Annotated in this window: 16 protein-coding genes and 1 pseudogene; 9 read left to right on the top strand and 8 right to left on the bottom strand. The window is 70.2% G+C overall.

The features are described from left to right. Positions 1–46 precede the first annotated feature (46 nt). Positions 47–1,691 (top strand): annotated as a pseudogene (locus E5P3_RS01160) (S16 family serine protease). Between the two features lie 22 nt (positions 1,692–1,713). After that, positions 1,714–2,679, top strand: coding sequence for an NADP-dependent oxidoreductase (locus tag E5P3_RS01165; RefSeq protein ID WP_162584317.1), 966 nt, complete (start codon positions 1,714–1,716; stop codon positions 2,677–2,679). Between the two features lie 3 nt (positions 2,680–2,682). Here the strand turns inward: E5P3_RS01165 and E5P3_RS01170 are convergent, their stop codons facing one another. Beyond that, positions 2,683–3,363 carry a type 1 glutamine amidotransferase domain-containing protein gene (locus E5P3_RS01170; RefSeq protein WP_162584318.1) on the bottom strand — a complete coding sequence of 227 codons (681 nt, stop codon included), beginning with the start codon at positions 3,361–3,363 and terminating at the stop codon, positions 2,683–2,685. A 246-nt stretch (positions 3,364–3,609) separates the two neighbouring features. Between E5P3_RS01170 and E5P3_RS01175 the strand changes: the two genes are divergently transcribed. Continuing rightward, positions 3,610–4,332: a Crp/Fnr family transcriptional regulator gene (locus E5P3_RS01175; RefSeq protein WP_162584319.1), complete on the top strand. Its 723-nt coding sequence runs from the start codon at positions 3,610–3,612 to the stop codon at positions 4,330–4,332. Between the two features lie 188 nt (positions 4,333–4,520). Continuing rightward, positions 4,521–5,213: a Crp/Fnr family transcriptional regulator gene (locus E5P3_RS01180; protein WP_162584320.1), complete on the top strand. Its 693-nt coding sequence runs from the start codon at positions 4,521–4,523 to the stop codon at positions 5,211–5,213. A gap of 16 nt (positions 5,214–5,229) precedes the next feature. Here the strand turns inward: E5P3_RS01180 and E5P3_RS01185 are convergent, their stop codons facing one another. The 3 genes from E5P3_RS01185 to E5P3_RS01195 form a co-directional block, all read right to left on the bottom strand. Next, on the bottom strand, positions 5,230–13,761 hold the full coding sequence (locus E5P3_RS01185) for a GH36-type glycosyl hydrolase domain-containing protein (protein ID WP_162584321.1): 8,532 nt from the start codon (positions 13,759–13,761) through the stop codon (positions 5,230–5,232). Between the two features lie 59 nt (positions 13,762–13,820). Further along, positions 13,821–14,075: a DUF1488 family protein gene (locus tag E5P3_RS01190; RefSeq protein WP_162584322.1), complete on the bottom strand. Its 255-nt coding sequence runs from the start codon at positions 14,073–14,075 to the stop codon at positions 13,821–13,823. A gap of 649 nt (positions 14,076–14,724) precedes the next feature. Further along, positions 14,725–15,291 (bottom strand): GNAT family N-acetyltransferase, encoded by a 567-nt coding sequence (locus E5P3_RS01195; protein WP_162584323.1) that lies wholly within the window; start codon positions 15,289–15,291, stop codon positions 14,725–14,727. Between the two features lie 187 nt (positions 15,292–15,478). Between E5P3_RS01195 and E5P3_RS01200 the strand changes: the two genes are divergently transcribed. Then, on the top strand, positions 15,479–15,715 hold the full coding sequence (locus E5P3_RS01200) for a hypothetical protein (protein ID WP_162584324.1): 237 nt from the start codon (positions 15,479–15,481) through the stop codon (positions 15,713–15,715). Further along, the gene (locus tag E5P3_RS01205) at positions 15,715–16,086 is read left to right on the top strand and encodes a DUF1161 domain-containing protein (protein WP_162584325.1); all 372 of its coding nucleotides are present in this window, start codon (positions 15,715–15,717) and stop codon (positions 16,084–16,086) included. Before E5P3_RS01200 ends, E5P3_RS01205 begins: the two co-directional genes overlap by 1 nt. A 47-nt stretch (positions 16,087–16,133) precedes the next feature. On the opposite strand, the gene E5P3_RS01210 is transcribed toward E5P3_RS01205, so the two are convergent. Further along, complete coding sequence (locus tag E5P3_RS01210) at positions 16,134–17,096, bottom strand: GlxA family transcriptional regulator (protein ID WP_162589472.1); 963 nt, start codon at positions 17,094–17,096, stop codon at positions 16,134–16,136. A 157-nt stretch (positions 17,097–17,253) separates the two neighbouring features. Here E5P3_RS01210 and E5P3_RS01215 point away from each other — a divergent pair, with 157 nt between their 5' ends. Then, positions 17,254–18,048, top strand: coding sequence for an SDR family NAD(P)-dependent oxidoreductase (locus E5P3_RS01215; protein ID WP_162584326.1), 795 nt, complete (start codon positions 17,254–17,256; stop codon positions 18,046–18,048). A gap of 30 nt (positions 18,049–18,078) precedes the next feature. Here the strand turns inward: E5P3_RS01215 and E5P3_RS01220 are convergent, their stop codons facing one another. Then, positions 18,079–19,035 carry a DMT family transporter gene (locus E5P3_RS01220; RefSeq protein ID WP_162584327.1) on the bottom strand — a complete coding sequence of 319 codons (957 nt, stop codon included), beginning with the start codon at positions 19,033–19,035 and terminating at the stop codon, positions 18,079–18,081. Between the two features lie 135 nt (positions 19,036–19,170). Between E5P3_RS01220 and E5P3_RS01225 the strand changes: the two genes are divergently transcribed. Together E5P3_RS01225 and E5P3_RS01230 are read left to right on the top strand one after the other, a co-directional pair. Then, on the top strand, positions 19,171–20,046 hold the full coding sequence (locus tag E5P3_RS01225; protein ID WP_162584328.1) for a LysR family transcriptional regulator: 876 nt from the start codon (positions 19,171–19,173) through the stop codon (positions 20,044–20,046). Between the two features lie 131 nt (positions 20,047–20,177). Then, a complete protein-coding gene (locus E5P3_RS01230) occupies positions 20,178–20,366 on the top strand; it encodes a DUF3606 domain-containing protein (protein ID WP_232072942.1) in 189 nt (62 codons plus the stop codon). On the opposite strand, the gene E5P3_RS36105 is transcribed toward E5P3_RS01230, so the two are convergent. Beyond that, a complete protein-coding gene (locus tag E5P3_RS36105; RefSeq protein WP_269473966.1) occupies positions 20,331–20,465 on the bottom strand; it encodes a hypothetical protein in 135 nt (44 codons plus the stop codon). The two genes, E5P3_RS01230 and E5P3_RS36105, sit on opposite strands and share 36 nt — an antisense overlap. A 119-nt stretch (positions 20,466–20,584) precedes the next feature. Beyond that, positions 20,585–21,499, bottom strand: a complete 915-nt coding sequence (locus E5P3_RS01235) for a LysR family transcriptional regulator (RefSeq protein WP_162584330.1) — start codon at positions 21,497–21,499, stop codon at positions 20,585–20,587. Between the last annotated feature and the right edge of the window lie 22 nt (positions 21,500–21,521).

Here is a 21,521-nt window from a genome sequence, read left to right on the forward strand (position 1 = left end):
CGAAGCGCCGCGCCCGATCCCGGAGGACGCGCTCATCGTCCTGCCGATGCGCAACCTCCTGTTGTTCCCGGGCACGCTGCAGCCGCTGGCGATCGGCCGCCAGCGCTCGCAGGCGGCGGCGCAGGAGGCGGTGCGGCTGGAGCGGCCGCTAGGCGTCCTGCTGCAGAACAAGCCCGAGGTCGAGGATCCCTCTGCCGAGGACCTGCATTGGGTGGGCACCAGCGCCGCGGTGCTGCGCTACGTCACCACGCCCGAGGGCGTGCACCATGCCATCGTCAAGGGACTGCGGCGCTTTCGCGTGCTGCAGTTCCTGGATGGCTATCCCTTCCTGATGGCGCGCGTCGCATACGTCGAGGAGACCGGGCAAGCCGACGCCGAGATCCAAGGACGCGCGCAGGCCCTGAAGCAGCAGGCGCTGCAGGCGCTGCAGCTGCTGCCGCAGGTGCCCATGGAAGCGGTGGCCGGCATCCAGGGCCTGGAAGAGCCGGGAGAGATCGCCGACGTGGTGGCCAGCGTGCTGGACCTCCCCAACGCGGACAAGCAGGCCCTGCTGGAAACCTTCGACCTGAAGCTGCGCCTGGAGCGGCTGCTGGAAAAGCTGGCGCACCGCATCGAGGTGCTGAAGATCCAGCGCGAGGTGAGCGACCGCACGCGCGAGTCCATCGGCGACGTCAACCGCAAGCACCTGCTGCGCGAGCAGATGCGCACCATCCAGAAGGAGCTGGGCGGCGACGACGAGCAGGCGGCAGAGATCCAGGAACTGGAGGGCGCGATCGCCGACGCGGGCATGCCGCCGGAAGTCGACGAGGCGGCGCGCAAGGAGCTCAAGCGGCTGCAGCGCATGCCCGATGCGGCCGGCGAAGGCTCGATCATCCGCACCTACCTGGACTGGCTGGTCGGCCTGCCCTGGAAGTCCGAGGCGGAGCCGCAGGTCGACCTCACCGAGGCCAGGCGGATCCTGGACGAGGACCATTTCGGGCTGGAGAAGATCAAGAAGCGCATCCTCGAATACCTGGCGGTGCGCAAGCTCAACCCCTCCGGGCGCAGCCCCATCCTGTGCTTCGTCGGGCCGCCCGGCGTGGGCAAGACCTCGCTCGGGCAGAGCATCGCCAAGGCCACCAGCCGCAAGTTCGTGCGGGTCAGCCTGGGCGGCGTGCACGACGAATCCGAGATCCGCGGCCACCGGCGCACCTATGTCGGCGCCATGCCCGGCAACATCGTCCAGGCCATCCGCAAGGCCGGTACGCGCAACTGCGTGATGATGCTGGATGAGATCGACAAGCTGGGCGCGGGCGGACAAGCTCGGCATCGCGCCCGGCGTGTTCGACAAGACCGACATCCACATCCACGTGCCGGCCGGCGCGACGCCGAAGGACGGCCCGAGCGCCGGCGTCGCGATGTGCGTGGCGCTGACCTCGCTGCTCACGTGCAGGCCCGCCCGGGCCGATGTGGCGATGACGGGAGAGATCAGCCTGCGCGGGCTGACGCTGCCTATCGGCGGGGTCAAGGAGAAGGTGCTGGCCGCGCAGCGTGCCGGCATCAGGACCGTGATGCTGCCGGCGCGCAACCGTCGCGACCTGGAGGACATCCCGGCCGATGCGCGCGCCGGGCTCACCTTCGTGTGGCTGGAGACGGTGGACGACGTGCTGGAGGTGGCGCTGGCGCCGGAGCCGCAGTTGCAGGAGGCGTGACAGCCGTATCAGGAGACAAGCCATGAGCGACACAGCAAGTTCTCTCGCCACGATGCGTGGCTGGAGCATCCGGGCCTATGGCGAAGAGATGGTGCTGAGGGACGACCTGCCCATTCCGACACCGGGTCCGCACGACATCCTGATGCAAATGCGCAGCGCCGAAGTCGGCGATTGGGACGAACTGGTGCGCACCGGCGAATGGGACATGCAGCGGCCGTTTCCGTTGATCCTCGGCCTGGCCGGTGCGGGCAGGATTGCCGCGGTCGGCGCCGCGGTCACCGATTTCTTCGAGAACCAGCAGGTCTACGCCTACAGCTATCCCTTGCACGACAACGGCGCCTGGGCCGAGTTCATGCTGGTGCCGCAGACCTATGTTGCGCCGATACCGGCGTCGCTCACGCCGATCGAGGCAGGCGGCGTGCCGATCGCCGGCCTGACCGCCCATGAAACCCTGATCGACGTCCTGCGCGTGACCCGGGACGATGTGGTGCTGATCAACGCGGCCGCCGGCGGCGTTGGCCACCTCGCCGTGCAGCTCGCTTCCGGCCTCGGCGCCCGGGTGGTGGCCGTCGCCAGCTGCCGCAACCATGACTTCGTGGCCAGCCTCGGCGCCGCCGCAGTGATCGACTACGACACCACCGGCGACGTGATCCAGGCCATCCGTGAGAAGTATCCGGGCGGGGTCGACAAGGCCCTCAACTGCGTGACGGGCAAAGCGGCGAACGACTATGTGGCGGCGCTCAAGGATGGCGGAAGGATGGTCGACCTGCCGGGCGCCGTATCGGTGCAGCGACCTGGCGCGGAAATCATCTCGGACTACGTCGTGCGCGGGAGCCGCGCGCGGCTGGCCGACCTGACCCAGCGGTTCGATACTGGTGCGCTGCGCCTGGTCGTTCACGAGATCGTCCCGTTCGACGAGGCGCAGCGCGCGCTCGACCTGGTGCTTGGCCGTCACGTGCGCGGCAAGGTCGTGCTGAAGATCGTGTGAAGGTCACTTGCGCAACAACCCCAGCAGCGCCGCCGCGGCCGCTTCGGATGACTGTGGATTCTGCCCCGTGACGAGCAGCCCGTCCGTCACTGCATATGAGCTCCAATCTGCGCCCTTCGAATAGATGCCGCCTCTTTCCTGCAGCATGTCCTCGACGAGGAATGGCACGACCTTGGTCAAGCCGACGGCTTCTTCCTCGGTGTTGGCGAAGCCGGTCACGCGCTTGCCGCGCACGAACGGTGTGCCGTCGGCGCCCTTGACGTGACGGAACACGGCAGGCGCATGACACACGGCACCGATCGGCTTGCTCGTGGCGGCGGCGCGCTCGATCAATGCGATCGAGTTCTTGTCTTCGCTCAGGTCCCACAAGGGGCCGTGGCCGCCCGGGTAGAAGACGGCGTCGTAGTCGTCGATCGAAACCTCAGACAGCTTCTTCGTCGTGGCCAGCTGCGCCTTCGCTGCGGCGTCGGCCTCGAAGCGACGGGTGGACGCTGTCTGGGAGTCGGGCTCATTGCTTTTGGGATCGAGCGGCGGCTGGCCGCCCTTGGGCGACGCGAGCGTGACCTCGACCTCGGCATCCTTGAAGTGGTAGTACGGCGCTGCCAGCTCCTCGAGCCAGAAGCCGGTCTTGCGCCCAGTGTCGCCGAGTTGGTCGTGAGAAGTCAGGACAAGCAGGATCTTCATGTGGATCTCCTCAGGTGATAGGGCCGTTCACTTTCGAAAGCCCGCCGTGGCTTGGCCGAGGTGCTTCTCTATCTCACACGGCGTCTGCAAGCCGCGAGCGATCGGAGAGCATTGTGCGAACGGTCGCGAGGTTTTTGCAAATCAAGCGTCGGGCGAGTTGCCGCGCGCGCGGCAAGCCCGACAGGTCGAAGCTGGCCCACCAGCCGCTCGGCGGCTGCATACTCCCCAAAAACACCTCGCCAGCCGATGCCCACCCCACTCCCCGACCCCAAGCAGAACCGCCTGCTCGCCGCCCTCCCGGACGCCGAGTGGCAGCGCTGGCTGCCCCAGCTCGAATGGGTCCAGATGCCGCTGGGCCAGGTGCTGTACGAATCCGGCGGCACGCTCGGCCACGTCTACTTCCCCACCACCGCCATCGTCTCGCTGCTGTACGTGCTGGAGAACGGCGCCTCGGCCGAGATCGCGGTGGTCGGGAACGAAGGCATCGTCGGCGTCTCGCTGTTCATGGGCGGCGAGTCGACGCCGAGCCGGGCGGTGGTGCAGAGCGCGGGCGAAGGCTTCCGGCTGAAATCCCAGCTGATGAAGGACGAGTTCGACCGGGCCGGGCCGGTGCTGCATCTGCTGCTGCGCTACACGCAGGCGCTGATCACCCAGATGGCGCAAACGGCGGTGTGCAACCGGCACCATTCGCTGGACCAGCAGCTGTGCCGCTGGCTGCTGCTGAGCCTGGACCGCCTGCAGGGCAACGACCTGGTGATGACGCAGGAGCTGATCGCCAACATGCTCGGCGTGCGCCGCGAAGGGGTGACGGAAGGCGCGCTGAAGCTGCAGCAGGCCGGGCTGATCCGCTACGCACGCGGCCGCATCTCGGTGCTGAACCGCGCCGGGCTCGAAGAACGCACCTGCGAGTGCTATGGCGTGGTCAAGAAGGAATACGACCGGCTGCTTCCGGCGAAGCTGGCGACCTGAGAAGGCTCGGCAGCGGGGGCGGCCCAGGTGGATCGGGTATCGAGCGCAAGCCTAGTTTGCCGCTCTGTGCGCTAGCAGACAGTCGAGGCGCGGCGCTTGCCGCAGACTGGCAGCGCGGTCGGACAGGCGTTCGATGGCAAAAGCGATCCTGCGTCACCTGAAAGTGGCCGCAACACGCCGGAGAACCCGTGGCCACCGTCGAGAACCATCTCATCGAACTGCTTCCCCGCCACGATCGGCGAAGCCTGCTGGCCCTGTGCGAGCCGATCCAGCTGAAGATGGCCGAGGTCCTGTGCGAGCCCGGCGAGCCGACCCGGCATGTCTACTTCCCCATCGATGGCTTCATCTCGCTCGTCGCGCAGATCGGCGAGCATGCATCCCTGGAGGTCGGGTTGGTCGGCCGCGAGGGCATGGTGGGTGCGCAGCTGGCGCTGGACGTGTCCACGGTGCCGCTGCACGCGGTGGTGCAAGGTCCGGGCGCGGCATGGCGCATCGCCGGTGCGGATTTTCGGCGGGAGCTTGTGCGCAGCGCGGCACTGCGACGCAGCCTGAACCGCTACATCTACGTGTTGATGTCGCAACTGGCGGGCACGGCCGCATGCCTGCGCTTTCACCTGCTCGGGCCTCGCCTGGCGCGCTGGCTGCTGATGAGCCAGGACCGTGCGCATTCCGACAGCTTCCGCGTGACGCACGAGTTTCTCGCGCTCATGCTCGGCGTGCGCCGGGTCGGGATCACGACGGCCGCCGGTGCCCTGCAACGCAGCGGGCTGATCCAATACCACCGCGGCGACCTGAAGGTGCTCGACCGCGGCGGGCTCGAGGCGATGGCGTGCGGGTGCTATGCCGCCGACCGGCGCACCTACGCCGAGCTGCTGCGCTGACCCGGCGCCCTCGCGCTCAGATCGTCAGCAGCAGGCGGTGCGGCTGGCCGTCCAGCGGCACACGCACGCCGTGCTCGCCAAGCGGGACCAGCTCGTCGTCCAGGAGCATCCTGGAGATGCCGCGGCCGCGACGCGACGGGTGGAGCACCCGGATGGCGTAGACGGTGGCTTCGATGGTCACGGTCGCCTCGAAGCCTGGCCAATCGGCCGGGATGCACGGGTCGATCAGCAGGCACGCGCCTTGGCGGCGGATGCCCAGGATGCCCTCGATGCCGGCGCGGTACATCCAGCCCGCCGACCCGGTGTACCAGGTCCATCCGCCGCGTCCCGTGTGGGGCGCGGTGGCGTAGACGTCGGCCGCGACGGCATAGGGCTCGACCCGGTAGCGGCCGACCTCCTCGGGGGTGCGTGCGTGGTTGATCGGGTTGAGCAGGCTGAAGAGCGACGCGGCCCGCTCGCCGTCGCCCAGCTGCGCAAAGGCAAGAATGGCCCACATCGCGGCATGGCTGTACTGGCCGCCGTTCTCGCGCAGGCCGGGCGGGTAGCTCCTGATGTAGCCCGGGTCGGGGTTCATCTTGTCGAAGGGGGGCGCCAGGAGCAGCGCGAGGCCGTCGTCCTGCCGGACCAGGTGCTCCGCCAGCGAGTCCATGGCGGTGGCCGCACGGGTGGGGTCCGCGGCGCCGGAGAGCACGGCCCACGATTGCGCGATGGCATCGATGCGGCATTCCTCGTTGGTCTGCGCGCCGAGCCAGGTGCCGTCGTCGAAGGTGGCGCGGCGGTACCAGGCACCATCCCAGGCTTCGCGCTCGATGGCGGCGCGCACCGATTCGGCATGCGCGCGCCAGCGGGCGGCGCGCGCGTCGTCGCGCCCCTCGGCGAGCGGCGCGAAGAGGGCGATGGTGCGCAACAGCAGCCAGCCCAGCCACACGCTCTCGCCCCGGCCGCCGGCGCCGACGCGGTTCATGCCGTCGTTCCAGTCGCCGGTGCCCATGAGCGGCATGCCGAGGGGGCCGGTGAGGGCCAGGCACTGGTCCAGGCCCAGCGCGCAATGCTCGAACAGCGTGGCCGAATGGCTTGACGGCTCGGGCAGGAAGAAGGCGTCGTGCTCGCCCGGCCGCAGCGCCGGTCCTTCGAGGAAAGGCACGCTCTCGTCGAGGACCGCCGCGTCGCCGGAGGCGGTCACGTAGGTCGCCGCGGCATAGGCCAGCCACACCCGGTCGTCCGAGATGCGGGTGCGCACGCCCTGGCCTGAATGCGGCAGCCACCAGTGCTGCACGTCGCCCTCGGTGAACTGCCGGCCGGCCGCGCGCAGCAGGTGCGCCCTGACCTGGTCGGGGTGGGTAAAGCTCAGCGCCATGCCGTCCTGCAGCTGGTCCCTGAAGCCGTAGGCGCCGCTGGCCTGGTAGAAGGCCGCGCGTGCCCACAGCCGGCAGGCGATGGTCTGGTAGAGCAGCCAGCCGTTGAGCATGATGTCCATGGCGCGGTCGGGCGTGCGCACCTGCACCGCGCCGAGCGTCTTGTCCCAGTAGGCGGCTACCTCGGCCAGCACGGCATCGAGGTCCGCTGCGCGGTAGCGGGCGATCAGCGCCTGCGCTTCTTCCTTCGAGGCGCCCTGGCCGAGCAGGGCGACGACCTCCACCGATTCGCCGGGGGCCAGCTCCACGACGCACTGCAATGCGCAGCAGGGGTCGAGCCCCGCGCCGGTGGTGTCCGACAGCGGCACCGGGCCGGTCAGCGCCGCGGGGGCGCCCGGGTCTCCGTGGCGTCCGAGGAACTCGGTGCGATCCCCGGTCCAGGTGGTCTGGCGGCCGCCGAGGTCGGCAAAGGCGACCTTGCCCTGGAACGCCGTGGCCCAGGGCTTGGTGGCCAGCATCGCGCCGGTGGCCGTGTCGATCTCCGTCAGGATGAAGGGGGCCGATGCGCCGCGCGAGGTGCCGAGCACCCATTCCGCATAGGCGGTCACCGTCAGGCAACGCACCTCGTCCGAGTTGTTGCGCAAGCTCAGGCGCGAGATCTTGACCGGGTCGGCCAGCGGCACGTACTGCAGCAGCTCGAGCACGATGCCATGGGCGGTGTGCGCGAAACGGCTGTAGCCGCGGCCGTGCCGGGCCTCGTAGCGGCCGGTGCCGCGCATCGGCTGTGCGGTGGGGGTCCACAGCTCGCCGCTCGCCTCGTCGCGCACGTAGAAGGCCTCGCCGGGCGCATCGGTGACGGGGTCGTTGGACCAGGGCGTGAGCTGGTTCTCGCGGCTGTTGCCGCACCAGGTCGCGCCGCCGCCTTCGGCCGGCACCTGGAAGCCGAAGCCGGGGTTGGCGATGACGTTGATCCACGGCGCGGGCGTGGTCTGCCCGGCATGGAGGCGCACGACATACTCCCGGCCGTCGTGGTCGAAGCCGCCCAGGCCGTTGAAAAATTCCAGGTCCTGCGAGGCCTGGGCCGCCGGCACGGGCCGGACCACGGCCGGCGGCGGCGGCGAGCGCTCGTCGGTCGAGCCGAGACGCGGAGGCGCCAGGCGGGCGAGCCGGTCGGCGATGGCGCCGTGGCGGGCGATGAGCTCGATCCGCGCGACCGATCGCAGCAGGGCGCTCGATGGGGCGCCGATCAGGTCCGCGCGCAGCGCATGGACGGCGCCCTGCGCGAGCTCCGCATTGAGGCGCGGACGCGACTGGCTGCTGCGCACGGCGGTCTCGATGGCAACCTGGAGATCCTGCACATAGGAGAACGCCCGCTCGTTGAGGATGACGAGGTCGACCCAGAGCTGCTTCATCCGCCAGTATTCGTGGGCGCGCAGCAGCTGGCGGACCTGTTCCATGTCCTCGATCTCGTCGATGCGCAGCAGGACGATGGGCAGGTCGCCCGACACCGCGTGCGGCCACAGGCCGGACTGCGGCCCCGCCCCGCGCAGGATGGCATCGGGCGATGCGCGCAAGCGCCGGTCGGCATACAAGAGGGGCGCTGCGAGGCGCTGGAAGTCGGCGGCCTCCTGCGCATCGGCGCCGATGTGGCGCAGCTGCACCTGGGCCTGCGTCCACGCCAGCGTCGCCGCGCGGTCGAAGGCGTTGCGGTCATGATGCTGGTCGATCAGGTCCAGCAGCTCGAGGCGCGACCGCGCGACCACGGTCCAGAACGAGACGCACACCAGCCCGCCCGGCGGGACCAGCACGCGCTGGCGCAGCGAGAACACCGGGTCGAGCACGGTGCCCGCCGTGTTCGACAGCGGCTGGCCGTCCAGCACGGCGGCGGCCGAGCCCGCATGCCGGCCGCGGCCCAGGAAGCGCGCCCGGTCGGATTCGTACTGCGGCTCGGCCGTGATCTCGCCTTCGACCACCGCGAAATGCGCGGCCCATGCCTGCGGCTCTTCGGGCGTGCGGGTGCGCCGGCTCGCGATCAGGGCGCCGAACTCGGGCAGGTACTCGGTGATGACGAAGAGCTTGGAGAAGGCGGGATGGGCTTCGTCGGCCGACTGGGCGGCGAGGACCACCTCGGCGTAGGAGGTGAGGTCGATCTCGCGCGCACGCCGCCCCGCGTTGGCGAGCGACACGCGGCGCACTTCGCCGTCGTTCTCGCCGGAGACGAGCACTTCGAGCGTGGTGCTGAGGCTGCCCTCGCGGTGGGTGAAGGTGGCGTGGTCTTCGCTGAACAGCACCTCGCACTGGCGCGCACCGACCGACAGCGGCTGCGCGGTGGCAGACCAGGCGCGGCCGCTGCGCACGTCGCGCAGGTAGACGAAGGCGCCCCAGGGGTCGCGGGTCACGTCCTCGCGCCAGCGGGTCACGGCCAGGCCGCGCCAGCGGCTGTAGCCGCCGCCCGCGGCCGTCAGCATCACGGTGTAGCTGCCGTTGGACAGCAGGTGGGTGGCGGGCGCCGGGCCCGGCACCGAGGCGAAATGGCGCCGCACCGCCGGTGCCTGCGTGCCGCTCTCTTCGCGCGATGCATGGACCTCCTCGGCGCGCGGATGCTCGATCGCGATATTGCGCGGCAGGCGCTCCTGCAGCAGCAGCTCGCAGGACTGGATCATCGGCTCGCGGTGGAAGCGCGCACGCATGATGCCGCCCTGCAGGATGTTGGCGATGGCCACGATGGTCATGCCCTGGTGGTGGGCCATGTAGCTGCGCACGATCGCCGCCGTCTGCCCTTGCGGCACGCGCGCGGGCGTGAAGTCGAGCGCTTCGTAGAAGCCGTGGTGGCCGAGCGCGCCCATCGCGGCCAGGCGGGCGTAGTTGCGGCAGGCAGCCTGCGGGTCCACCATGGCCGCGAGGCCGGTGGCATAGGGCGCAATGACGCGGTTGTCGGCCAGCCCGCGCTTGAGTCCGAGGCCGGGTACGCCGAAGTTGGAATACTGGTAAGTGAACTCCAGGTCGCGCGCGTTGTAGGCCGACTCCGAGATGCCCCAGGGGATGCCCAGCGAGTCGCCATAGGCCTCCTGCCGCTGCACCACCAGGCGGTTGGTCTGTTCGAGCAGGCTGCCGGCGGGCGCGCGCATCACCAGCGATGGCATCAGGTACTCGAACATGGAGCCCGACCAGGAGATCAGCGCCGAGCCGCTGCCGATCGGGGTGGCGGCCCGGCCGAGGCGGAACCAGTGGCGCGTTTGCGCATCGCCCTTGGCGATGGCGAACAGGCTCGCCAGGCGGGCTTCGGAGCCGAGCAGGTCGTAGCAATTGAGGTCGAGGCGCTGCTCATTGGGCGCATAGCCGATGGACAGCAGCTTGCGCTCGGGATCGACAAGAAAGGCGAAATCCATGGCGAGCGCCATCTCGCGCGCCGTGTCGGCGAGCGCCTGGAGGCGGGCCGCGAGCGCCTCTGCCTGCGGTGCATCCCTGTGGAGCCGGTCGCGCGCATGCGCGGCGGCGCAGCGGCCCAGCGCTGCGATCCAGAACACCAGCTCGTCCGCCGCGTGGTCTTCTTCCGTCTCCCGCAGGCCGCGGGCCGAGGCGGCGGCCTTGTCCGCCAGGCGACCCAGCGCCGGCGCGATGGCGTCGATGGCGAGCGGCCCGGCAAGCTGCGCAGCCATGTCGTCGAGCAGCGCGACGATGCGCTTGCCCCGGCCGCTGTGCGCGGCGGGCAGGTTGCCGGCGGCCTCGCGGGCCAGCTGCAGGGCATCTTCCATGCCGGCCCTGGCATCCATCACGGGCGCGTGCTGCCGCCACTCCTCGCAGGCATTGGCCAGCGCGATCAGGTGGCCCGCGAGGTTGCCGCTGTCGACCGACGAGACATAGGGGGGCTCGAGCACGCGAAGATCCTCGGTGCCATACCAGTTGAAGAAGTGGCCCTTGACGCGCGGCAGCGTGCGCAAGGTATCAAAGGTCGCCTCCAGGCGCTCGACGGTGTCCACCATGCCTGCCCAACCGAAGTCGCGGGCCGCCGCGGCAGCCAGCAGGTAGAGCCCGATGTTGGTGGGCGAGGTGCGCCGCGCCAGCACCGGCCGGGGATCTTCCTGGAAATTGTCCGGCGGCAGCATGTGGTCCGCGGGGGTGACGAAGGTCTCGAAGTAGCGCCAGGTGCGCCGCGCGATCAGGCGCAGCGCGTGGGCGTCGGCTGGCCGGAGAACGCGCCGCCGCGCAACGGCTGGCGGCGTGCTCGCCCAGAAGGCCAGCGCCGGCGCCGCCCCCCACAGCAGCATGAAGGGCAGCACCCATGCGAGCGCAGCGGGCGGGGAGGGCGCGAGCAGCAGGGCGCCTCCACCGAGGACCAGCCCGAGTGCCGTGCCGCCGGCCATCTGCCGGTAGAAGCCCGGCAGGTCGGGCCGCGGGCACCGGGCCGACTGCGCGGCCGTCGTCCATTCGAGCAGGTGCCGCCGCGTGACGAACAGGCGCGCGAACGTGCGGACGATGGCGTCCACCGCGCGCCACGCCTGGTCCGGCAGCAAGGCCAGCGTCGCGCCTGCCTGGAGCACGGCCAGCTTCAGGTCTGCCGCCAGCGCAATGAAGTAGCTGCGCAGGTGCACACGGAAACGCGGCGGCCACAGGGCGAGGACCGCCGGCAGCAGGACGGGGATCGCCAGCGCCGCGAGCACCAGCAGCACGGCCGTGGGCGCAGCGGGCGCGGGCATCAGCCAGGCCGCGCACAGGGCCACGAGTGCGGACGGCGCTACCAGCGAGCGTCGCAGGTTGTCGAGCATCTTCCAGCGGCCGAGGGCGGGCACGGCCTGCAGGCCTGCGCGATGCCCGACGATCCATGGCAGCAGCTGCCAGTCGCCGCGGGTCCAGCGGTGCTGGCGGCGGGCCGCGACGTCGTAGCGCGCGGGCGCTTCCTCGACCAGTTCGACATCGCTGGCCAGGCCGGCGCGCGCGTACACGCCCTCGAACAGGTCGTGGCTCAGCATGGCGTTGTCGGGCACGCGCGCGCGCAGCGAGGCCTCGAAGGCATCCACGTCGTAGATGCCCTTGCCCGTGTAGGAACCCTCGCCGAAGAGATCCTGGTAGACGTCCGAGACCGCCATCGCATACGGGTCCATGCCGCCGCGGCTGGAGGAGATCTGCTGGTAGACGGAGCCTTCCCGGCCCACGGGCAGGGCCGGCGTGATGCGCGGCTGGAGAATCGCGTAGCCGCCCACGACACGCTGCAATGCGCTGTCGAAGCGCGGCCGGTTCAGCGGATGCGCCATCTTGCCGACCAGCCGCAATGTGGCATCGCGCGGCAGGCGCGTGTCGGCGTCGAGCGTGAGCACGTAGCGTACGCCGGCCGGCACCAGCGATGCGCCGCCGTGCGACACGAAGGTGGTGTCGGTCGCGCCGCGCAGCAGCCGGTTGAGTTCGTGGAGCTTGCCGCGCTTGCGTTCCCAGCCCATCCAGGTGTTCTCGGCCTCGTTGAAGACGCGGCGCCGGTGCAGCAGCAGGAAGCGGGGGCCTTCGGACGCGGGGCCGTGGCGCTGGTTCAGCGCCGCGATGGCCTCGGTGGCAATGGCGAGCAGCGGTGCATCCGAAGGCAGTTCTTCGGTGTCCGCATCGGGCCCGTCGGTGAGCAAGGCGAAGACGATGTCGCCGCCGCCGCCGGCGAGGTGGTGGACCTCCAGCCGCTCGATCTGCTCCAGCAGGTCCGCCTCGTTCGTCAGCAGCGTGGGCACGGCCACCAGGGTGCGCAGCGACGCGGGCACGCCGCCGGCGAGCTCCAGGCCCGGCAGGGGAGTGGCGCCGAAGCGCCAGGTCGCCGCGCGATTGACCAGGGCCGTCGCCAGCTCCGTTGCCGGCAGCAGGAGCCCGAGCATCCACAACGCCAGCACGCCGGCGCTGCTGCCGCCGGGAACCAGGAACAGCGCCAGCCCGAGCAACGCTGCCGCACTCCCGAGGATCGTGCCGGCATAGGCGCCGACGCCCATCTTGCTGTGCCAGCGGCGGATGCGCAGGTGCGGCGGCGGGCGGAAGCCGATGGCTTTCTCGAGCGCGCGCCGGCCTTCCGCGATCAGGTGGTAGCCGGGGTCTTCGACCCTCGCGCGTTCGTGCGCGTCGGCCTCGCCGGCCGAGGCGGCCCGCGCCGCCGCCAGCGCATGGCCCGCGATGTCGAGTTCGGAGCAGGACGAGCCGCGCGCCAGTTGTTCGATCGCGCTGCGGTAGAGATTGCGGGTCTGGAAATCCATGGCCGCGAAGCCGCTGTCCGCACGCAGCCGCGCGTCGACGAGGCTGACGCTCTCGAAGAGGTCGGCCCAGTCGATGTCCGACATCAAGCGCAGGCTGGTGATCACGTTGCGCACCGTGACGTTGGAGGCCCCCTGGCGCTGCTGGGCATGCGCGACCGCGTCGTCGATGGTGGCGCCCTGCCGTCCGAGCCGCTCCTCCAGCCAGCCGAGGGCCGGCATGGTGTGGGGGTCGTGGTCCCTCAGTCGCTTGGCCAGCTGGGCGGCGAAGAGCTCGGACAGCGCCAGCGGCGAGCGCGCGACGATGTCTTCCTCGAGTGCGGCACGCGCCGAGCCCGGCAGCGTGAGGCGAGTTGCAAGCAGGTCGGCATCCGCCCGCGCCGTACGCCCGACCGTGATCTGGTCGGCCAGCCGGCGCAGGTTCTCGATGAGCACGATGCGCAGCGTGATCGCGACGGCCCACAGCTCGCCGATCGTCAGCGGCTGGACCCGCTGGTAGGCGGCGACGAAGCGGCGCAGCACGGCCGCGTCGATGTGGCTGTCGGTGTGCGCGACGAAGGCCCAGGCCAGGCCGAAGACCCGCGGGTAGCCGGCGAACGGTCCCGTCGCGAGCTTGGGCAGTTGCCGGTAGTAGTCGGCGGGCAGGTCGCTACGGATCTCGCGGATCTGCTTCTCGACCAGGTGGTAGTTGTCGAGCAGCCATTCGGCGGCGGGTGCGACACGCCGGCCCGCCTCGATCTCGGCGGCGCTGGCCCGGTAGGCTGCGAGCAGCACCCGGGCGTTTTCGTCCAGCCTGCTGCGCAATGGGCGCGCGGCGGTCGGCTTCGGCGTGACGGTCTGCGCCACGGCCAGGCTTTGCGCGTGCTGCTCCAGGCGCTCGATGCCGAAGAGCTCTTCTCGAACCGGTGCCCTGTCGGCCCATGGGGTGGATGGGGAGCCACGCCAGAAGGCGAGGGGGGAAAGAATGAAGTCCATGAACGCCTTTCCGCGAACTCGGGTGCGCGGGGGCGACCCCTTGCATAGCTTGACAGGCCCTAGGCCACAGGAAGGTCGAACTCTCGCAGCATCACCGGCTCCTTGGCGCCTTGAGCCACCCTGCGGCGCACGGCGGCCTCGATGTCCGGTGCGTGGCTGTGGTAGGTCTCCATCGGATCATCGTCCTGGCCATCGGGACGGTAGCGGTAGTGCAGGGTTTCCTTGCCGACGCTGGCACCGATCCACTGCGTATCGACTTGGACCCAGAAGCGCACGGTGCGGGACGCCTCGTGGAAGAAAGGGGGCTGTGACATGACTGAACTCCAGAAGGAACGGATCGACCGCCCGCCGTCGGTTCACGCCTGGAAGCGGCCCTGTGGCGAGCCACGAAGGCGCCTGCACTCGAATCGCCTCGCCGGCATTCCGGTGGTGCGCCCTTTGCGATCGAGGGTAGGGGCGGGCAGGTTGCGCGTCTGTGCGGTAGCGCACGTACGCCTCGCGCCGCCGGACGGACGACAGGGACAGTCGCCGGCATCGAGGAACCGCCCATCGCGGGCGAGTGCCGAAGCGACCTCTACCAGCGCCGGCAGACTGCCAACCCGGAGCATGGGGCGATCCATTGCCCCCGTCCGTGCGCCACCGCACAGTGCAAATCGTTCCCGGGCGGTACCGTTGCAGCTCTGTATACCTCCCTGACCGAGAGGACTGCCATGACTCCCTTCGAAAATACCGCCGAATCGCTGGTTCGCATCTACCTGGACGGCCGCACGATGCCTCGGGTCCTCCAGGACGCCGTGGTGTGGGTCGTCGCCTCACGACTGACCAGGGGCGAGGATCCGGTTCTCGACGAAACCTTGCGAGGCGACATCGACAACCAGGCCATTGCCTCTCCGGTTGGCGTCGAGGCTGCTGCAGCGCAGCCGGCGTTGTGCGCCCTGCTGCAGCGCTGGCATCCGGCCGCGCTCAGCGCCCGCGCAGGTTCATCCGAAACGCAATCAACGCCACGTCGTCTTCCACAGGCGCCAACCCAAGGATGGCCGTGGCACGCAGGTCATGTTCGGGGCAGCGGATGAAGCCCATGCGGTGGTACAGCTTGCACGCCGCCGTCATGAACGACGAGCTGTGGATGCCCAGTGTCAGTGCGCCGAGCTCGTGCGCGCGTTCCACGCAGTGCCGCGCGAGCCGGCGCCCGAGCCCGCGGCCGCGGGCGTCCGGGTGCACCGCGAGCTTGCGGAAGCCGGCCCAGCCCTTGGGCAGGCCCAGGCCCTCCAGGCCCGCGTCGGGGTAGAACACCACGCTGCCGACCACCCGGCCCTGCCATTCGGCAACCAGCAGCTGCGTGCCGTCCCCCGGCTTCTCGACATGGCGCAGGTCGTCGAGGTAGGCCTCGAAGACGGCCGGCTGCACGCTTTTTCTGTACTGGGAATAGGCGGCCATGCGGATCGATGCGATCGGCGTGGCCTCGTGGCGCGCGGCGGCGCGGATGCGGCAGCCCGCGGCCGTGGCAATGGCCCCATCGAAGTCGTGCATGGCTCTCTCCTTCATTCCTTGGGCGGTCGGATGACCGGTGAAGGAGCCCAGCTTAGGCGCGGGAGCGTGTCCCATATTGAAGGAACGCGACATCTTGTCCGACACGGGCATAGGCCATGCGGCCGATGTCCGCGGCCGTGCTCGGTGGCTAGATTGCTGGAGAAATCGCAGACTAAAGAGGATCTCCATGCTCGACACTGCCCAGAAGGCCAGCCTGCTGCGCTGCAACGGCGTTGCCGTCCCCGGGTTGCCGGCGGAGGGCACGCAGCCCTGGCGGGCAGCGGTCGATGCGCTTTTCGATGAATACGTTGCCTTGCGTGCTGCCAGGAGCCTGCGCGAAGCGGAAGAGGCGCGCGAGCTCGAGCTGCTGAGCCGCCTGGCCGCCACGTCCTACCCGCGACGGCGCATCACGAACTACGCCTGATGGTCATCGCACGCTTTTGCGTCGCGCGTCCTTGCCTCGCGGCAGTGGCGCTGGCCTTCGCAGGCACCGCGCATGCGGTCGGCTGCGAGGAATTGGCGGCCGAGATCGACGCGAAGATCCGCGCGTCCGGCGTCGCAGAGTTCACTCTCACGACGGTGGATGCCGCGGCCGATGCCGGCGGGCGCGTCGTCGGCACGTGCGAGCTCGGCACGAAGAAGATCGTGTACGAGCGGGGGGCCACGCATGGCGCGGTCTCGGCTACGCGTCCGGCGCAGCAATCGGCCCCGGCGCCGGCGCGGTCGCGCGACGAGCAGATGCTGACCGAGTGCAGGGACGGCACGGTGAGGATGGGCGGCGACTGCCGCAGGTAGCGCAGCGATCCAGGCCGCCGCAGCGTGGGCGGAAGCAACGTGGCGGATCACGTGGCCTGTGCCTGCGCGGTCCCACCCGCTGCCCGCGCGCTGCGCCGGATGCTCTGCGGCGGCTGCCCCAACGTGCGCAGGAAGGCCCGGCGCATGCGTTCCGGATCGCCGAAGCCGGCTTCGCGCGCGACCACGCCGAGCGCGAGCTCGCCAGCTTCGATCAGCGTGCGGGCGGCTTCCACGCGCAGGCTCTCGATCGCCTGCGCCGGCGACTGACCGGTCTCGGCCTTGAAGGCGCGGCTGAACTGGCGCGGGCTGAGGTGTGCGACTTCGGCCAGGTCGTCGACCGACAGCGGTTCGCGCAGATGCGCGCGCGCATGGGCCAGCGTCTTCTGGATCCGGTCCGACCGGGGCTCCAGCTCCAGCATCGCGGAAAACTGCGACTGGCCGCCCGGCCGGCGGTAATAGACCACCAGCTTCCTGGCGACGGCGCGGGCGAGTTCGGCGCCCAGGTCCTGCTCCACGAGCGCCAGCACGAGGTCGATGCCGGCCGTCATGCCGGCCGAAGTCCACACCGGGCCGTCGCTGATGAAGATGCGGTCGGGCTGCACCTGGACCTGCGGATGGCGGCGCTGCAGCTCCTGCGCGAAGGCCCAGTGCGTGGTGGCGCGCCGGCCGTCGAGCAGGCCGGCCTCTGCCAGGGCGAAGGCGCCCGTGCAGATGCTGGTCACGCGCCGCGCATGCCGCAAGCCCGAGCACAGGAAGCGGCACAGCCTGGGAGTGGTGGGGGCGGGAGCCAGCGCGCCGGTCATCACCAGGGTGTCGAAACGGGCGGTGGTGAAGCGGCGGGAATCGACCGCCGCGCCGCTGGAGCTCGCGACCATGCCGCCATCCTCCGACAACAGCTCGACGCGGTAGTGCGGCTCGCCGAGCAGCATGTTGGCCAGCTCGAAAGCGGCGATGGCCGCCAGGTCGAGGATCTGGAAACCGGGAAAGACGAGGATGCCGATGCGACGCATGGCGCGCAGGGTACGGGCAGCGGTGCGGATGGTCAATGGATTCGGATGTCCTGAAAGGTGGGATATACGTCATTCGGGACAGGAGGCCACGGCGCACACTTCGATGGACCGTCGGCCCTGCGACGGGCCCGCATCCACCGAAAAAGGACTCGACGCCATGACTTCAGCAAACACCCGGGGCACCGCCCTCATCACCGGCGCTTCATCCGGCATCGGCGCGCTCTACGCCGACCGGCTGGCACGCCGCGGCCATGACCTGGTCCTGGTCGCGCGCAACCGCGAGCGGCTGCAAGCGCTGGCCGACCGGCTCGTCCGCGACACCGGGCGCCGGGTCGAGACGCTGGCCGCCGACCTGACCGACAAGGCCGACCTGGCGCGCGTCGAGGAGGTGCTGCGCAGCAACGAGAAGATCAACATGCTGGTGAACAACGCCGGCGTCGGGGCGACCGCGCCGCTGCTGGCCTCGGACATCGGGAAGATGGAAGCCATGATCGCGCTGAACGTGAACGTGCTCACGCGGCTCACCTACGCGGCGGTTCCGGCCTTCGTGAAGCGCCCGGGCGCGACGCTGGTGAACATCGCCTCCATCGTGGCCGTTTCGCCGGAAACGCTGAACGGGGTCTACGGCGCCAGCAAGGCCTATGTGCTTGCGCTGGGGCAGTCGCTGCAGCACGAGCTGGCGGGCCAGGGCGTGCGCATCCAGACGGTGCTGCCCGGCGCGACCGCCACCGAGTTCTGGGATACGGCGGGGCTGCCGGTGCAGCATCTCCCGAGCGAGATCGTGATGACGGCCGAGAACCTGGTCGACGCCGCGCTCGCCGGGCTGGACCTGGGCGAGACGGTCACGATCCCCTCGCTGCCGGACCAGGCCGAGTGGGATGCCTATGAGGCGGCGCGGCGGGCGATGTCGGGGCGGCTGTCCAGCTCCCAGGTCGCGGCGCGCTACGCCTAGTTGCCCCCTTCCCGGGGAGGGCGCAATGCCTCAGGACGACGCGCGGCATGCGCGGTCGACATGGAGCTCGATCCGCGCCGCCCCGAGCCGGCTGCCCGCCGTGTGGATCAACAGCGCCCCCACCACCATCCCCATGCCCAGCAGTTCGCTCGCCGAGGGCAGCTTGCCCAGCGCCACGCTCATCAGCAGCGCCGAGACCGGCACGAAGTTGATGAAGGCGGTGCCGGTCACCGGCCCCAGCTTGCGCACGCCGAAGTTGTAGGCCAGCACGGCAACGGCGGAAGGAACCAGCCCCACGTAGAGCAGCGCGTGCCAGGACGATTCCAGCCCTTGCACCTGCGGAAGCTCCGCCAGGCCAAGCGCGGTCGCACCCAGCGCGCCCATCAGCAGCAGGGGCCAGGCGGCCAGCACGGTCAGCGCGCTGTATTCGACGACGTCCAGCCGGCCCGCGAACTGCGCGGCGCCGCGGGTGTACCAGACCCAGCCCAGGGTGCCGGCCAGGGCGATGGCGTCGCCCCACGCGGTCGATGCCGCATCGCCGTTCGATGAAACCAGCACGCCCGAGACGACGACCACGCCCGCCAGTGCGAGCGCGCTGGTCAGCAGCGTGATGCGGGTGGGCCGCACGCCGTCCAGCAGCCAGCGCAGCAGCTGCGTGGTGATCGGGGTGGTGGCCATGATGATGGCGCCGTGCGAGGGCACCGAATGGGCCAGGCCGGTCAGCACCATCACGCTGAACACGCCGAAGCCGGCCACGCCGCGCAGCGCGAGCGGGCCGGCGTGGCTGCGCAGCTGGTGCCACGGCGCGGCCCCGCGCGGGACCAGCAGCGCGGCGAGGAACAGGGCGGAGAGGCTGTAGCGGATCAAGGTGAACCAGAAGGGGTCGACGTGCTGAAGCACCTCCTTGCTGACGAGGAACATGGCACCCCACGAGGAGGTGGCGGCGAGCAGCGCGGCGATGCCGAGCCAAGGGGAAGACGTACGCATGAAAACAGGTCCTGAAGATGGGTGGATGCCCGGAAGAATGGGCGCCGGCGCCGCGGAAAACCATTCGTTTCTTTGGACGGGGGCCTCAGGATTTGCGAATGGCCTCGCGCGCGCGGGACGCTCACAATCGCCGCCATGGAGCTCTACCAACTCAAGACCTTCGTCGCCATCGCCCGCGAAGGCAGCCTGACCCGGGCCGCCGAGCGGGTGTTCACCAGCGCGCCGGCGGTGAGCGCTCAGCTCAAGGCGCTGGAAGACGAGCTCGGGGTCAAGCTCTTCGAGCGCACGCCGCGCGGCATGGTGGCGACCGAGGCCGGCCAGACCCTGCTCGAGGAAGCCGAGCGCACCCTGGCCTCGGCGATGCGCATGCGCTCGGCCGCCGAGCAGATCCGCGGCGCGGCGCAAGGGGTGGTGCGCTTCGGCACGGTGGTGGACCCGGTGGCGTTGCGGCTGGGCGAGGTGCTGGTGAAGCTGGCGCAGCGCCATCCGCAGGTCTCGCTGCAACTGCAGCAGGGCTTGTCGCACCAGACGCTGGCGGCCGTGCAGCGCGGCGAGCTGGACTGCGCCTATTCGCTCGGCGACGCCGAGGCGATCGACGGCCTGTCGTTGCATCGGCTGGGCGCCGTCGACCTGGTGGTGACGCTGCCGGTGCCGCTGGCCGAGGCGCGGCCTGGGCTCCAGCTGGAAGAGCTCACCGAGCTGCCGTGGGTGGGCACGCCCACATCCTGCGTGATGCGCAGGCACCTCGACAGCCTGTTCGCCGGCGTCGGCCGCGAGTACCGCCCGAACCGCACGGCCGACAGCGAGAGCGCGATACGCAGCATGGTCGCCAGCGGCCTGGGCCCGGGCCTGCTGCGACGGGACCAGGCCGAGCAGGCCGAGCGCAACGGCGAGCTGCGGATCTGGCCGGGCTGGCGCTCGCACACCTGGCTGTGCTGGGTGGAACCCGAGGGCCGGCGGGCGCCCGCCGTCGACGCGGTGCGCGCAGCCGTGCTGGAGACCTGGGCCTGACCTGCCGGGACTGACAGCGTCCGCCTTTGGCGGGTAGGACGATGCAGGCTTTTCCTACGAGCCCGGGGTGCGGGCGAGGGCACGCTCTGATCCAAGATCCACCTTCACCCACCATCTCCATGCCCGAAGTCGTGACCTCCCCCGCCCGCTTGTTCATTCCGTCCGTCGCCGACGCGAATGTGCGCCTCATCGACGTGACCGACCCGAGCGACGTCGACCACTGGACCGAGGCGCTCTGCGTGAGCGAGACCGAGCTGCGGCTCGCGGTGGCTGCGGTCGGCAGCTCAGTGCAGGACGTGCGCGACCACCTCGGCAAGTGAGGCCTGCTGCGCCTTGGGCGGCTGCGGCTTGGGGTCGCAGCCGGCGAGGGCCGCGAATGCCAGGGAGGCCAGGAGCAGGCAGAGTGTCCGAAGCTTCATGATCGTCTCCTTCAGGTGGGCCGGGCGGGTGCGCACGCGGGGGGGGCCGGTGAATCATTTTGTTGCCGTTGGCGCGAAGCGCTTGTCAGCCGACACCGCGCGCCGACACCTCGCGCCTGTCACAGCGCCGCCGCGGTCAGCTCCAGCTGCGTCAGCCTTCGCGCCATCCGCCCCACGAAGTTCTGCGTCACGTGCGGCAGCGCGCGCTGGGTCGGCACCACGATGCCCACCTGCAGCTGGTTCAGTGCCGGCAGCGCGAAGGGCCGCCACAGCAGATCGCCGCGCCGAAGCTCCTCGATGAAGGCGATCTTCGAGAAGCAGGAGATGCCCTTGCCACCCATGATCAGTCGCTTGAGCAAGGGGGTGGAGTTGCAGGTCGCGGCCGGCTCCATGTCGTCCCAGAACGCCGCGAACTCGGCCGACAGCGTGGCGCTGATCACCGGGTGCGAGCTGGAGCGCAGGAAGGGATAGCCCGCGCAGTCCTTCAGCGCAATGCGCTCGTGCTTGGCGAGCGGATGGCCGGGCGGCAGCACGATGCCGATCGGCAGGTTGGCCAGGCTCACCGCTTTCACGCCGCCCGGCAGCCGGCTCACGAAGCTGAGGCCCACGTCGGCCTGGCCCGACATCACGAGTTGCGGCACCTCCATCGGCTGGGTCGAGGTGATGGTGTACGTCACCGCGGGGAAGATCTGCAGGAACTCCTCGACGGCGGCCGGCAGCAGCTCCTCGAAGAAAGAGTCCATCGACGCGACCTTCACATGGCCGGTGCGCTCGCCCTTCAGCGCATCGAGTTCGGTGCGCATCACCTGGAACTGGTGCAGCGTTTCCTGGGCATGCTTGAGCAGGCGTTCGCCGGCGGGGTTGAGGCGCAGCCCGTTCGGCATGCGGTCGAAGAGCTCCACGCCCAGCTCGTCCTCCAGCTTGTGGATCTGGCGGTTGACCGCGCTGGCCGCGACGAACAGCCGCTCGGAGGCCTTGCGCACCGAGCCGCAGCTCGCCACCTCGATGAAGTACTTCAGGACGCTGGCGTGCATGGCTGCACCCTCCCGGAGAAGA

This window comes from Variovorax sp. RA8 (assembly GCF_901827175.1).
Lineage (GTDB): Bacteria > Pseudomonadota > Gammaproteobacteria > Burkholderiales > Burkholderiaceae_C > Variovorax.